Below are 14,120 nucleotides of genomic sequence, written 5' to 3' on the forward strand. Positions count from 1 at the left end.
GGCACCGGATCTGTCTAAGTTTTCGCTCCACACAAACTAAGGCACAGCTTCCTCAGGGACTCGTAACACTAGTAACAAAGGGATCGCTGCCAGCGTCATCCACATCATTAAACGAAAATCCTGAAGGTAAGCAAGAAACTGTGATTGACGATACACCTCAAGATTAATCAGAGATAACCCACGAACACTCTCGATGTCTATTCGACCAAGGTCGATTGCCTGCTGCAAACCAATTCTATTGGTCGAGAGGTACTCTACAAAGGCTCCGTGATTAGCCTGTGTGTTTTGCGCCAGCAAGGTTACAGCCATCGACACGCCCACGCTGCTACCTAAATTACGCACCAAGTTATACAACGGTGTAGCTTCAATTCGCCATTGTGCGCCGAGCGTTGCAAAGGTCAATGTCGAGAGCGGCACAAATATCAACCCCAGCCCAATCCCCTGCACAAAACCGGATACGAGAATAAATTTTCCACTTACCTGATCACTAAATTGCGTCATTTCCCAAAGCGAGTGCGCCACCAACAACAAACCCGCACAAACCATGATCCGCGGATCCATCTTTGTCACTAAACGCCCAGCAATTAACATACTGATCATCGTACCTGCACCCCGAGGGGCTAGCAGATTCCCCACTGTTAACACAGGATAACCCAGCAACCCCTGCATTAACGGCGGCAGTAGTGCCAGCACAGCGAGCAAAATAATCCCGATCAAAAACATAAATGACATTCCGACAACGAAATTTCTGTCTTTAAAGATACTTGGATCGATAAATGGCCGCTCGTTGGTATAGATGTGAACAACAAAAAGATAAAAAAAGACAGCCGCAATGATCGCCTCAATGACAACCTCAAGACTATTAAACCAATCCAAGGATTCTCCTCGGTCCAGCATCATCTGCATGGCACCAACGCTAATGGCTAATAAGAAAAAGCCTAAGTAATCGAATCGCCGGTGTTTATCTACTGCGGTCTCAGGTAAAAAACTCATCAAGCCGATGACGGTAAATATGCCGATCGGTAAATTAATATAAAACACCCATCGCCAAGAATAGTATTCCGTTAACCAGCCTCCGAGTGTTGGGCCGATGACCGGCCCTAGCATAACGCCCATACCCCACATCGCCATGGCGGAGCCATGTTTTTCTCGTGGATAGGTATCTAGCATAACGGCCTGGGACAGCGGCACTAATGGCGCACCAAAAACACCTTGCACGAAACGGAACAGAACGATTTGATAGATATCTTGCGCTGCGCCACAAAGCATCGAGGCGAGCGTAAAACCGACTACACAAATTAAAAACAAACGCCGACGCCCCAAGCGTGCGGCGAGAAACCCTGTCAGCGGAATAAAAATTGCCGCAGCCAATACATAGGACGTTAGCACCCAGGCAATTTGATCTTGAAACACCCCCATTGAGCCCTGCATATGCGGTAGCGCCACATTAGCGATAGTTGTATCGATCGCCTGCATGATGGTCGCCAACATGACCGACAACGTGATAAGCCCACGCTGGCGACCGGATAATGCTGTAGCTTCAGGTGCGTCCATCGTTACGCTTCAACTGGGATAAAACTTACAAGGAAACGCCGAGCAATTTACGCACGTGCCCTGTATCAATATCGACAACAGCACTCAAGCCAACTCTCAGCGGTGGTGAATCTTGGGTGAAATGTATTCTTACTCTTACAGGCACGCGCTGCGCTATCTTCACCCAATTACCCGTGGCGTTTTGCGGCGGTAAAATAGCGAACTCAGCGCCAGTAGCTGGACTAATACTTTCTACCTCACCTTTCCAGGTGATATCTGGGTAGCTGTCCACAGTAAACGTCACCGCTTGGCCAACTTGAACATGCGTCAAATCGGTTTCAGGGAAGTTAGCCTCGATCCATATATTGGCATGCGCCACCAGCGCGGCCGCATTAATACCCTCACGCACAAATTGCCCCAGCTTTGGAATGTTACTGACCACACCCGCCAAGGGGGCACGCACTTCGGTGTGGGCTAATTCATATTCCGCATGGCGCAAGTCAGCCAAAGCGAGTTGATAGGAGGGATGATCCGTTAAAGAGCCGCGGGTCTTACCACCAAGCTCCGCTTCGATTTGATCTATATCGTGACGCATAATCGCCAAGTTTTGTTTCGATGTTTTTACCGCATGCTCTAAATCATCCATCACTGATTCTGAGACAAAATTTTTGCCTTTTAAATCTCGCTGTCTATTTAATTCGCGCTCGTTGAACGCTAAATTTTCTTTCTCAACATCGAGCTTCACTTGCTGTTCAAGATACTTACTGCGCAGCGCATTCAATGTCGCTTCAACTTCACCTAGACGCGCCTGCGCTTTGTCAACTTGAACACGAAAAGGCGTATTATCAATTCGAAAAAGCAAGTCTCCCCGGGCGACGGTTTGGTTTTCTATGACATTCACGTAATCAATCGTACCCGCCACTCGAGCACTAATAGGCACAATATCAGCCTTAATGTAGGCATTGTCCGTTTCAACATAACGCCCTCCGTTAAGGTAGATCATAAGGCACATGACGAGCACACCCAAAGGCACAACGACCATAAACACAAAGCGCTTTAGTTGATTTTGGGTGACAGTTTTAACAGACATCGCAGTATCACTCATTCGCTAAACGCTTTTTGATAAGTTATCTTTTATTTGATTAACGGCTTTGAGCATAATTTGTTTTTCTTCCTCGGAAAGCCCAGCAAAGGCCTCTTTCCGGACCTCGATAATGACCTCTTCTATTTTTTGCAGGTGATAAGTGGCTTTTTCGAGGGGATATAGCTTATGAGCCCGGCGATCATTGGGATCTGGACGGCGCTCAACCAACTCTAACTTTTGTAGTTGATCAATCAGTCGTGCAAGGGTGATTGGCTGAACCTCTAAACGATCAGCGAGCTCAACCTGACGAATCCCTGGGTTTCGTGCGACATACACCAACGCGCGAGACTGCGCCAACGTCAGCTCACTACCAACCATGCTGCGCTGAAACACCTTACGGAGTAAGCGCGCAATGTCGGTAATTAAAAACCCGAGTCCGGGTTCTTCGAAAACACTCATATTGTCATTTCCAATTCAATTGCTAGAGGGCTAACAGGTGATGCCAAACTGAAATATGCATCACTGTCTTATAATAAGCAATGCTTATTATAAGACAATTTCCAAGGCATAGTGTTAGTAAATTTTGTATAAGCTGGTAATTGCAGGATTGAGTTGGAGGCTAGCGCATAAGTCAGGCCCTTGCCTCGCCTTCTGGGGAGGCCGGCATTGTTAGACCAAGACTTCGTCTAGGTAGTGGGGCAAATTGGCCATGGAGAAAAAGCACTGCGCCCCAGCACCAAGGCGCGCCTCGATATCTCCCGGCGACAAAGACGGCTCACAGTAAGCAAACACTTGCATACCAGCGGATTTTGCCGCATTGATACCCGCGACAGAATCCTCAATAACCACAGCGTCACTTGGGGTCACCCCCATTTGCCGTGCCGCATACAAAAATAAGTCCGGAGCGGGCTTCCCTCGATGAACATCAGCGGCACTATAGATGAAGCCATCAAAATACCTATCAAGCCCTGTGATACCCAAGGTCAAACTCAACTTATCATGACTACCGCTGGACGCGACGCAGATCGGCACCTTCTGCTGAACCAAGCGTTGCAACACAGCCTCGACACCGTCTATTGGCTGTAACCGTTCGCGGAAAGAATCAAAGGTATTTTTTTGTAATTGATTGAGGAAGTTTTCGGGTATCGAAACTCCAAATTCGTGGATTATTTTATCGATTACCGATTCCAACGAGAGACCGCGAAAAGCATTATTAATATCTCGAATCGATAAAAGTAATCCATATTTTGCCAAGTGCGTCTGCATAGTTTCATTGGCAATCTGTTCGCTATCAACCAACACACCATCGCAATCAAATATCACTAACATTTTAACTGGAGAACTCTTTTTAGGTTTTTTATGTCATTCACGAAGGCCGATTTAATACGTAACACTGATAAATCTCGGGGAGTTTTTTTAGTACGAGATCCTTATACAACATTTCACTCTGCTCAACTATTTCAGCTAGTGCATCGATTGAGAGTGCCGCACAAAATTCATCTGCCAACGGGCGATAACTTAAATGCCAAGGTTCACGACTTACACCACCGTAATCAATCGCATAAGGGCGAAAAAAACCATTTGCCTGATCACTATCAATTAACGGACTAAACCACTCGTAAAAAGCTGCAAAGACACCTCCCGGCTCGCATTCCTCTACGGTGAGCTGAAGCCGGTAGCCTGCAGGCAAACAACGTTTATCGTAGATATCAAAATCCGTTCCCCAGTGGTGCCGAGAAGCCCCAGGTAACGCGGACCAGCGCAAAATCGCTTGCAATAATTCCCAGTCTGTTAGTTTTCGTGTGTCGATTGGCTGACCATCACTGTTGAGAACTGGCCGCTCTCCTCTTACTTTCCCATTCCAAATGTCTGTTTGTTTTTCAACGCTTCGAAATCCGCTGGCAACCACCAGGTCGAAACCTGCTTCACTCGCTTTTGCGCACAACGCACTCAATGGAGCGATGACGTCTTTATGCAACCAAGCCGACGATCCGGGTACGACACACAAATGCGAGTGATCAAAACCGAAGAGAATTTGCCTTGTCATTTTGATCATCATTTGTGTCGCTTAATTTGTTGCGCGTTAAAACGTCGAGTCGAATTTTTGATCCCTCAATTACGACCCGCAATTATTCATATCCAAAATGCGAAATACAGGTTCAAAAAGTGCTGAAAACAAATTGCAGAGTGAAACCAAACCTGTATTATAACCCTCAGCTATATAAAGCCGTGAAGTATTATATATATCGTGCTTACTAATATGCTATCACCTCTAATTTTTCAATCAGGTGAACGCAGATACTAATAATTTTAAAGCACTTAATTTTGTGGGGGCCCTCGTAGTTTTGGTTGAGCACGCAAAAGAACTAATAGAACTCAAAAACCTAGGCGCTGCCTCGGTCAATATCCTACGCGCTATTGGCGTCAGCACCTATGACGATTTAAAAAGCATGGGGTCGGTCCAGGCGTATCGGCGGATTAAAGCCCGCGGCATCAATGTATCCAAAGTAATGCTCTACGCCTTAGAGGGCGCTCTCTTGGATATTCACTGGAAAGCGCTCGAACCTGATTTAAAAGAACGCTTAGTCGAAGAAGCTGAAGCAGAAGACTTTTCTGTAAGCTAAACAAACTGTAATCACATATCAATCTGGGGCTGTCATGAATTCACTCAGCCCCCCAATGTTGTGACCATGTTCTCAGATTTTTCCTGATTTTCCACCTCAATACCATAAGTCCATCGGTCACAACCAGCTATCGTTACGACGTTGGGTTAGGGTATTTTTCTTCATAGAATATCGCCTGTCCTAAGAGTTTATAGTCGATATGCAGTTACCCGAAAAACATCTTCCCGAGCTCGATGAGCTCGCCAAACGCATTTGCAGCCTCACCAAACACATTCTGGAAGGTCTTCCGAGTGACGGAGACCCTATTGCAATGAGCAGTGTTCAGGATCTTTTTGACGGCCAACCGAATACCAGAATTTTTGTCCTCAAAGAAGGTCTCTTAGACTACGAGTTTGGCGGCAAGGTTGTATTTCGCGCGCAACCTGGTGACCTATTAGGTTTCGCAAAGTCTCTCAAACTAGAAGAAGGTCCCTATAGCGCCGACTCACCTGTCGAATTAATTCCCTATACTCGCGATCAGTTAATGGCTCACGTTAACAGCTCGGAGACTTTACAAAAACACTGGACATTACTGCTGATAAGCCAAGCAAGTTACTACCGCCAAGCATTAGCGGTGGAAACCCCTGGGCTTTATCAGCCAGCTACCGGTTTTTTACACTTTGAGGAAGGCGATACGATCATCGCTCAGGGAGAAGAAGCTGAATGCGTATACACACTACTCGAAGGTAGCGCTGACGCAATCCACGATGAGATTAAAGTCGGTGAGATTAAAGCTGAAGAAATTTTTGGCGCGATGGCCGTTTTTACCGGACAACGTCGCAATGCGTCAGTAATTGCCACCAGCGCTTGCAGTGTGCTTGCCGTGAGAAAAGACGAATTCCTGGACCTCGTTGCCCACCACCCTAAAGTCGCTGTTAATCTTGTGGAAGAGATGGCTGAAAAAATTAATCAACTCAATCGCCAAGTTCGCTCGCTCCAATAAAGCCACGATTAAAGTCACGACCGTTGACCACCAGACAGGACCGCCCTCTGTTTGTACACCGAAGACTTATAGGCTAACGTACCCCCATCCAATTCGAGCGAGTCAAACCAATGAGTGACTTTGGATTAAAAACGTTATGCTATCTTCATGAAATAGCCGATCCAGGCAGCAAAAGTATTAGCATAGAGGGTAAAGAACTTTTCGCCGTCAAAAAACGACAGCAAGTTTACGTTTACGTTAACCGCTGCCCGCATGTGCAACTGCCATTAAACTGGACACCAGATCGCTTCCTCGACAAGGACAATGAGTTGATTCAGTGCACAAGTCACGGCGCGTTGTTTACAATTGATTCGGGTCTCTGTGTCGCAGGTCCTTGCCCCGGACGTAGCTTGGAGTCTGTTCCTGTCGAAATTATTAATGGAAAAATCAGTGTTGCCAGTTCTGTTTTAGCGCAACTCTAGAATCACTTGGTAGCTCATTCATAGAGTTCAGGCGCACTAAAAGCGATTCGTTCTTTAATAGCTATTTCGCGAGCGGTTAATGCCGCTCGATACGCCAGCACCTCCACGCCTAGATAAAGGGCTTCTCTCAACAACTCTCCATAACGAACATCAATGTCATCTGCCGGCACGACATGCTCAATGCCCGTATGCTGGACACAAAAAAGCAGCACCGCGCGATATCCCTTGTCCACTTGCGACATTAATTCGCGTAGGTGCTTTTGACCACGTTCACTTATTGAGTCCGGAAAAGCACCGACACCCTTACTGAGTGCCAAGGTAACGTTTTTCACTTCGACATAGCAGTCTTTTTGCTTAGCGTGCCCCGCCAAAAAAAAATCAATTCGACTGCGTTCTGCACCATAAGGCACCTCTCTCCGGATTTCGCTATAGCCTTGAAGCTCTTCAATGACCCCATTTTTAATGGCCTCTTCCACCAATGCGTTGGCCCTACCGGTATTTACTCCCGCTTTTTTTCTACCCGGAACGGTGGCTATCTCCCAAGTGTAAGCAAGTTTGCGCTTAGGGTTATCGGACTTGGATATCCAACAGGGAGAACCTTCTACTAAACAGTTTTTCATTGATCCCGTATTTGGGCAGTGAGCTGTCACCGTTTCTCCGGATTCCAACTCCACATCGGCGAAAAAGCGTTTATAGCGGCGCACAAATCGCCCCTTAATAAGCGGAGGATTAAACTTCATAACATCTGGCTAAACTTGTAGGTTAATTTTGCTGAACAAGGAAACATCATACTATGGATCTTTAAATGACGCCGTATACCTAAGAGCCGGCCCTGAAGGGCCCCTACTATCAAAAATTGCTGGCGCAGCTTGTTGAGTTCTGGTAGGTTGCACGGTTCAAAAAACGGGGCCCCCCCCAGTACCGCTCTGCGGGACAAAAGGTAGCCCTTTACGATGGATATGTTGTGTTGAAAAGAGGCCATAACGATGCCTAAAACTTCAGCTAAGATTGAAAGCTTCAGCATGCACGGTTTTTCACCCTATAAAGAGAAAAAGGGTGAAGAGTACATGAACGAAGCTCAGCGTGATCATTTCCGTGCGCTCTTACTGGCATGGAAAAGGGAATTGATGGAAGAAGTGGATCGAACCATGAGCCACATGAAGGATGAAGCATCCAATCCACCAGACCCCGCCGATCGTGCAAGCCAAGAAGAAGCCTTCAGCTTAGAGCTTCGCACTCGCGATCGTGAGCGCAAGCTGATCAAAAAAATTGACTCCACTCTGGAGCTCATTGATAACGATGACTATGGTTTTTGCGATACCTGCGGCGTCGAGATAGGTATTCGTCGTCTCGAAGCACGTCCTACAGCGACGCTGTGCGTGGACTGCAAAACCTTAGACGAAATCAAAGAGAAGCAAATCAGCGGTTAATTATCTTGCTGTCTTGCGCTGCTAAACACAGCTGGGCCCACTCGCCGGAGTGCGCCTAGCTGTGACCTCCCCAGCCGTCTCCATTGCGAACATTACTCCGTATGTTGGGCGATTTGCCCCCTCACCTTCGGGACCATTGCATTTCGGTTCGCTCGTCTCTGCCTTAGCCAGTTATCTTGATGCGCGACACCACCAGGGCCAATGGCTCTTAAGAGTGGAAGATCTCGACCCCCCTAGAGAGGTTGCTGGGTCAGCAGACGCTATTGTCAAAAGTCTTGAAACGCACAAGCTTCACTGGGACGGTGAAATCCTCTGGCAAAGCCAACGCCAGGATGCCTATCGGGAAGCCTTAACACTGTTATCCGACATGGGTGTTACATTCCCATGTCGCTGCACCCGAAAAGCCATTGCCGCACTTGGCGGCATTTACCCAGGCACGTGTCGCACCCCCGATACACCTATTCGACAGGATGAGCCAGTTGCCTGGCGACTATTGAGCCACGACTTTCCAGCAAGCGTTCAAGCCTCTCACATACAAATATATGACGACCTGGTTTTTGGCCCCCAACAGCAGGATGTTGCTGCCGAAATGGGCGATTTTATTATCAAACGCAAGGACGGCTTATACGCTTATCAACTCGCTGTTGTAGTGGACGATATCTATCAAGGTATTACCCACGTTATTCGGGGCTCTGACCTACTCGAGTCTACAGGACCGCAAAAGCTGCTGTTCCAATTGTTGGGAGCAACGGCTCCACGGTTCGGGCATTGCCCAGTCGCTTTAAATGCACTGGGGCAAAAACTGAGTAAGCAACATCACGCGTCACCACTCAACGATGCCCAACCATCAGAAAATTTGTGGCAAGCACTCTCCTTTCTCAGGCAGATGCCTCCTACAACGCTGCGAGGAGCTGAGCCAAGCGAATTGTTGAGCTGGGCAATTCACAACTGGGATATAAACCAGGTTCCCAAAATCATGGGTTATCAACCCCCGGATTCAAACCAAGACCGGTAAGCGATTTGCCACGGCCAGCTCGCAACAGGTAGTATCCTAGTCAGTGACCCATAACGACGATTAACAATAATGAAAACACGTCCTCTGGTTTTGATCATTTTGGGGGTTTATATTTTTTCACCGGCGCTGTTCACCTGGATCGTGAATCCGAATGGTGCATGGTACCGGCCCTACGTTATCTGGTTGATAGTCATAATCGCGGCATACTTCATTCACAGCCGGCGTAAAAAAGACAGCATCTAGCTATGGTTTTTGATTTACCTCTCGTTGCGTTTTATTGCGTTTGCTACATGCTCGTTTTGTTTGGCATTGCATTTATTACCGAACGCGGTTGGATCCCCGATTCCGTCGTCCGCCACCCCCTGACCTATATTTTATCGTTAGGTATTGTCGCTAGCGCCTGGGAGTTTTATGGCATCGTCGATTTGGCCGATCAATTTGGCTATGGCGCACTGGCTTACTATCTGGGTGTTGGCGCAATTTTTATTTTCGCACCTGTCGCGCTCGCGCCACTTACAGAAATTGCCCGGCGCTACCAAGTTCGTTCGTTAGCAGACCTCTTGGTATTTCGCTACCACAATCATTCCGTTGGTGTGCTCGCAACGTTGTGTATGTGCCTCGCAGTGATTCCCCTACTTGCTCTACAACTTCAAGCCGTCTCTGACACACTGACAATTTTAACCGCCGCGCGTAATGAGGATTTGCCTTTAACCGATACGGGCTTCAGTAGCCGAGAAGTGTTGGCATTAATTTATTGCGTTATTCTGGCCATATTTACCGTGCTGTTCGGTTCGAGCCGCGACAAACATCGCGGCCTTATTACCGCAATGGCATTTGAGTCTTTGTTAAAAGTCTGTGCCTTGTGCGCAGTTGGACTGTTTGCCGTTCACCATGTTTTTGGTGGTATGAGCGGTCTCGATAACTGGTTACAAAACAATAGCGTTCACCTCGACAGATTGTATGCGCCGGTTCAAGACTCCGCTTCGCATACATTGTTGATTATTTTTTTAGCCACAGCCGTGGCGATGCCACATATTTTTCACATGAGTGTGGTTGAAAATCCTGTACGCAACGCTATCCGTACGGTGGGTTGGGCTTTCCCATTATTTCTTCTGTTCATGGCGTTGCCAATTTTTCCCATTTTATGGGCTGGCAAAGAGTTACAACTCACAATGTCGCCCGAATATTTTACCTTAGGCGTGCCACTAGAAAGTGGTTCCCCCGCGTTAACGATGCTCGCGTTTTTAGGTGGGCTATCGGCATCGACAGGTGCACTCGTCGCAATATCATTAGCACTCACCACAATGCTACTCAATCAATGGCTTTTGCCAATATTGAAGCTTAACGCGCGCTGGAATATCTTTCATTTATTGCTGTGGTTACGACGCGGTTTGATATTCGGTGTTTTCATTGCCGGTTTCTTGTTCTACCAGCTCGTACATAGCCGTTACAACTTAACCGATTTAGCATTACTCGGATTTATTCAAGCTCTGCAATTCTTACCCGGCATTATTGCCATTGCTTATTGGCCACGCGCGAACAGCAAAGGGTTTCTCGCAGGCTTGAGTGTTGGCACCTTGGTGTGGGGGTTCGGATTATTTTTACCGACCATTGTTGGCATTAATGCTATTGAGTTGCCCAATAACAATCAATCCATTTTACTCGGATTTAATCAGTGGAATGCCATTACCTTGTGGTCACTGAGCCTCAATATTTTAGTTTTTGTTGGTGTATCACTGTTCACAAAAACCTCAGACGCAGAGCACTACAGCGCGGAGTTGTGCAGCGCTGATGAAATAAGTCATCCAGTCCGAAATACTTTAGATATCTCTAGCGCTGGAGAATTTAAAAGCCGCCTTGCGGATCGCTTAGGTGCCGACATTGCAGAACAGGAGGTCGACCGCGCGCTTCGAGAGCTTGAGCTAAATCGCAGTGAACGGCGTCCCTATGCGTTACGCCGACTGAGAAACCGATTAGAAGCTAACTTATCTGGATTATTTGGCATTTCGGTAGCGGGGGAAATTCTCGACGAGCATATTCCCTACAAGATTCCCACTCACTCAGGAAGCGCCGACATCAACTTAATAGAACGACGCTTCGAAAGGGATAACCGCGAGCTATCCGGGGTCGCTGCGGAACTCAACAACTTGCGTTTATATTATCGAAAAACGCTACAAGAACTTCCAATGGCCATTTGTTCTTTGGGCCCCGATTTAGAGGTGCTAACTTGGAACAATGCTATGGCTGAGTTGACCGGAATCGATAGCGACGACGTGACTGGCTCCCATCTCAGCAACTTAATCGAACCTTGGCATACTCTTATTGCAGACTTCTCCGCTGATCAGCACACCCACACTCACCGTCAAGCGACAGAGATCGACAATCACACCTGCTGGTATAGCTTACACAAGGCATTAATTGAGGGTCCGGTACCGAGCAGCGCAGACTGTCAGGTGATATTGATTGAAGACGTTACGGAGCTGCAACGTTTGGAAAATGAGCTGATCCACTCGGAGCGCCTAGCATCAGTAGGACGGCTTGCAGCAGGGGTTGCACATGAAATTGGTAATCCCGTTACCGGAATTGCCTGCCTTGCACAAAACATTCAATACGAAACTAAGGACAAAGAGCTATTAGAAAGCGCGGAACAAATCCTGGAACAAACCGATCGTATTACGCGAATAGTCCAATCGCTTGTCAGCTTCTCCCATGCCGGTAGCAATCATGCTGAAACCTACGAACTAGTGCATCTAAGTGACTGCGCGGATGAAGCCATCCACTTATTGTCACTCCAGAAGGACAAAACCGAAGTCCACTACGACAACCAGCTAAACGAGTCTCTCGTCATTCGTGGCGATGCTCAGAGACTAATCCAGGTCTTCGTCAATCTCCTCAGTAATGCAAGAGACGCAAGCCCAGCTGGAGGCCGCATTCCGGTAACTGGGGCCATTATCAATGGCATGGTGACGGTTTCAATTGAAGACGAAGGCCATGGCATTCCTGCCAATAAACTCGGGCAAATCCTCGAGCCCTTCTACACCACCAAAGAGCCAGGTGAAGGCACTGGCCTGGGCCTCTCGATGGTATACAGTATTGTCACCGACCACGAGGGCCAGATAGAGATCCAGAGCCCGGTTAACGAAGCGACTGGCCGCGGCGCTCGCTTCACTCTGCAATTCCCCGCCTAGATCAAATACCACTAAGTTTGTTACCTTCAAAGGCACGAGACTGTTTGCTTTGGGATCAAAATCGCCTACGATAGGTCAAAGTGTTACCAACATCATAAAAATTGTTACCGGAAGAAACCGGCAGACGTAAATACAAGAACTCACCCTGGCTAGATTATGAGCAAAATATTGGTCGTCGAAGACGAAGCCATTATTCGCACTGCACTACGCAAACTATTGGAACGCCATAAATACGATGTCGCTATCGCTGCATCAGTCAAAGAGGCCACCACCAAGTTTGTTCTGTCGCACTTCGACCTCATTATCAGCGATCTCCGCTTACCCGGAGCACCCGGCACCGACCTAATTCAACTAGCAGACGATGTCCCTGTATTAATCATGACGAGCTACGCCAGCTTACGTTCGGCCGTTGATTCTATGCGTATGGGTGCCGTGGACTACATTGCTAAACCTTTTGATCACGACAAGATGATCGCTGCAGTAAAACAAGCTTTAGGGAAATCCGAGGCGAGCAAAAAAGCAGCACCGAGCAAATCCAAAACGTCTAGCGCAGCTGTTAACGGCATGATTGGCTCAAGCAACGTGATGAAAGAAATCTATAATCGAATTCACAAGGTTGCGCCCACCAGTGCCACCGTGCTGGTGCATGGAGAGACAGGCACAGGGAAAGAGTTAGTCGCTAAAGCCATCCACGCAGAAAGCCCGCGTCACCAGCAGCCCCTGATTTCTGTTAACTGCGCCGCTATTCCAGATACGCTGATTGAATCGGAGCTATTCGGCCACGAAAAAGGCGCCTTTACCGGCGCGCAAGCAACTCGCGAAGGGCTGGTGGCTGCCGCCGATGGAGGCACCCTGTTCCTTGATGAAATAGGTGAGCTGCCGTTAGAGGCACAAGCTCGCTTGCTAAGAGTCCTGCAAGAAGGTGAAGTCCGACCCATTGGTTCAATTGAGAGCCGCAAAGTGGACGTTCGACTCGTGGCTGCAACTCACCGTAATTTAGGCCAATTGGCGCAGGAAGGCCGTTTCCGCGAAGACCTTTTTTACCGTATCAACGTTGTTCAGCTAGTACTACCGCCTTTGCGCGAGCGCGGTAAAGATATCATTGCCTTAGCCGAAGCGATGTTAGCTAGATACTGTGAAAAGTTTGATAAGCCCGGTCTCAGCTTTTCCCCAGAGGCGGTCCAAGCCATCACGACGTATACATGGCCGGGCAATGTTCGGGAGCTAGAAAACGCTGTACAACGGGCGGTTATCCTGTCAGAAAGTGATAGAGAAATCAGCCACGACCTCCTATCGATTGACCTCGACCTCGTACCCGTGGTCGACATGCAAGAGTCTGACAACCCCTTTCAACAGATCAGCCCTATGCCCAAAGCGCCACCTCGCAAGCAGCATATGGACCCTAATGAAGACCTCTCCCTTGAGGACTACTTCCAGCGATTCGTGCTAGAACACCAAGACACGATGAGCGAGACGGAATTGGCCCGTAAGTTGGGCGTCAGCCGTAAGTGCCTATGGGAAAGACGCCAACGCCTCGGTATCCCGCGCAAAAAGACTGTTAAAACCGGAAGTTAGAAAAGTTCCCCTCCACTAAGCAGTTTTTTCATTAAGGCGTTACCTCTCATCACCAAAGGTAACAAAAGCCGAGAAATACGGTAACGCACCCCCACTTCACCAGCCCTGAGAACACCCGCCGCATTTTTATAACCCATTGTTTTTATTGAGTTTTTAATTGTTGGCACAAGGAATGCTTTAACCAGCTACATAATAAGAACAACAAATAATAACTACAAAGCAAAAACA

At 47.9% G+C, this 14,120-nt stretch carries 14 protein-coding genes; 7 read left to right on the forward strand and 7 right to left on the reverse strand.

The window, feature by feature from the left end:
* Positions 1-36: 36 nt before the first annotated feature.
* The 5 genes from ACZ5NB_RS14450 to ACZ5NB_RS14470 form a co-directional block, all read right to left on the reverse strand.
* Positions 37-1,554 carry a DHA2 family efflux MFS transporter permease subunit gene (locus ACZ5NB_RS14450; protein WP_460234649.1) on the reverse strand — a complete coding sequence of 506 codons (1,518 nt, stop codon included), beginning with the start codon at positions 1,552-1,554 and terminating at the stop codon, positions 37-39.
* A 25-nt stretch (positions 1,555-1,579) separates the two neighbouring features.
* Positions 1,580-2,638, reverse strand: coding sequence for an HlyD family secretion protein (locus tag ACZ5NB_RS14455; RefSeq protein ID WP_460234650.1), 1,059 nt, complete (start codon positions 2,636-2,638; stop codon positions 1,580-1,582).
* Between the two features lie 3 nt (positions 2,639-2,641).
* Entirely contained in the window at positions 2,642-3,076 is a 435-nt protein-coding gene (locus ACZ5NB_RS14460; RefSeq protein WP_460234651.1) for a MarR family winged helix-turn-helix transcriptional regulator, read from the reverse strand.
* Positions 3,077-3,286: 210 nt separating this feature from the next.
* Entirely contained in the window at positions 3,287-3,946 is a 660-nt protein-coding gene (locus tag ACZ5NB_RS14465) for an HAD family hydrolase (RefSeq protein WP_460234652.1), read from the reverse strand.
* A gap of 37 nt (positions 3,947-3,983) precedes the next feature.
* On the reverse strand, positions 3,984-4,664 hold the full coding sequence (locus tag ACZ5NB_RS14470; protein WP_460234653.1) for a M15 family metallopeptidase: 681 nt from the start codon (positions 4,662-4,664) through the stop codon (positions 3,984-3,986).
* A 298-nt stretch (positions 4,665-4,962) separates the two neighbouring features.
* Here ACZ5NB_RS14470 and ACZ5NB_RS14475 point away from each other — a divergent pair, with 298 nt between their 5' ends.
* The 3 genes from ACZ5NB_RS14475 to ACZ5NB_RS14485 all read left to right on the forward strand — a co-directional run bounded on the left by ACZ5NB_RS14475 (position 4,963) and on the right by ACZ5NB_RS14485 (position 6,684).
* On the forward strand, positions 4,963-5,241 hold the full coding sequence (locus tag ACZ5NB_RS14475; RefSeq protein ID WP_460234654.1) for a TfoX/Sxy family protein: 279 nt from the start codon (positions 4,963-4,965) through the stop codon (positions 5,239-5,241).
* A 199-nt stretch (positions 5,242-5,440) separates the two neighbouring features.
* The gene (locus ACZ5NB_RS14480; RefSeq protein ID WP_460234655.1) at positions 5,441-6,223 is read left to right on the forward strand and encodes a Crp/Fnr family transcriptional regulator; all 783 of its coding nucleotides are present in this window, start codon (positions 5,441-5,443) and stop codon (positions 6,221-6,223) included.
* A gap of 110 nt (positions 6,224-6,333) precedes the next feature.
* A complete protein-coding gene (locus ACZ5NB_RS14485; RefSeq protein WP_460234656.1) occupies positions 6,334-6,684 on the forward strand; it encodes a Rieske (2Fe-2S) protein in 351 nt (116 codons plus the stop codon).
* Between the two features lie 14 nt (positions 6,685-6,698).
* On the opposite strand, the gene sfsA is transcribed toward ACZ5NB_RS14485, so the two are convergent.
* Positions 6,699-7,424: a DNA/RNA nuclease SfsA gene (gene sfsA, locus ACZ5NB_RS14490; RefSeq protein WP_460234657.1), complete on the reverse strand. Its 726-nt coding sequence runs from the start codon at positions 7,422-7,424 to the stop codon at positions 6,699-6,701.
* A 246-nt stretch (positions 7,425-7,670) separates the two neighbouring features.
* Here sfsA and dksA point away from each other — a divergent pair, with 246 nt between their 5' ends.
* The 4 genes from dksA (at position 7,671) to ACZ5NB_RS14510 (ending at position 13,892) form a co-directional block, all read left to right on the forward strand.
* Positions 7,671-8,114 (forward strand): RNA polymerase-binding protein DksA, encoded by a 444-nt coding sequence (gene dksA / locus ACZ5NB_RS14495; RefSeq protein ID WP_460234658.1) that lies wholly within the window; start codon positions 7,671-7,673, stop codon positions 8,112-8,114.
* A 61-nt stretch (positions 8,115-8,175) separates the two neighbouring features.
* Complete coding sequence (gene gluQRS / locus ACZ5NB_RS14500) at positions 8,176-9,129, forward strand: tRNA glutamyl-Q(34) synthetase GluQRS (RefSeq protein ID WP_460234659.1); 954 nt, start codon at positions 8,176-8,178, stop codon at positions 9,127-9,129.
* Between the two features lie 245 nt (positions 9,130-9,374).
* Positions 9,375-12,317: an ATP-binding protein gene (locus tag ACZ5NB_RS14505; RefSeq protein ID WP_460234660.1), complete on the forward strand. Its 2,943-nt coding sequence runs from the start codon at positions 9,375-9,377 to the stop codon at positions 12,315-12,317.
* 156 nt (positions 12,318-12,473) lie between these two features.
* Complete coding sequence (locus ACZ5NB_RS14510) at positions 12,474-13,892, forward strand: sigma-54-dependent transcriptional regulator (protein ID WP_460234661.1); 1,419 nt, start codon at positions 12,474-12,476, stop codon at positions 13,890-13,892.
* Here ACZ5NB_RS14510 and ACZ5NB_RS14515 read toward each other — a convergent pair.
* Positions 13,889-14,059, reverse strand: coding sequence for a hypothetical protein (locus ACZ5NB_RS14515; protein WP_464107567.1), 171 nt, complete (start codon positions 14,057-14,059; stop codon positions 13,889-13,891). The genes ACZ5NB_RS14510 and ACZ5NB_RS14515 overlap by 4 nt on opposite strands.
* Positions 14,060-14,120 lie beyond the last annotated feature (61 nt).

This window comes from Aurantivibrio plasticivorans (assembly GCF_055392955.1).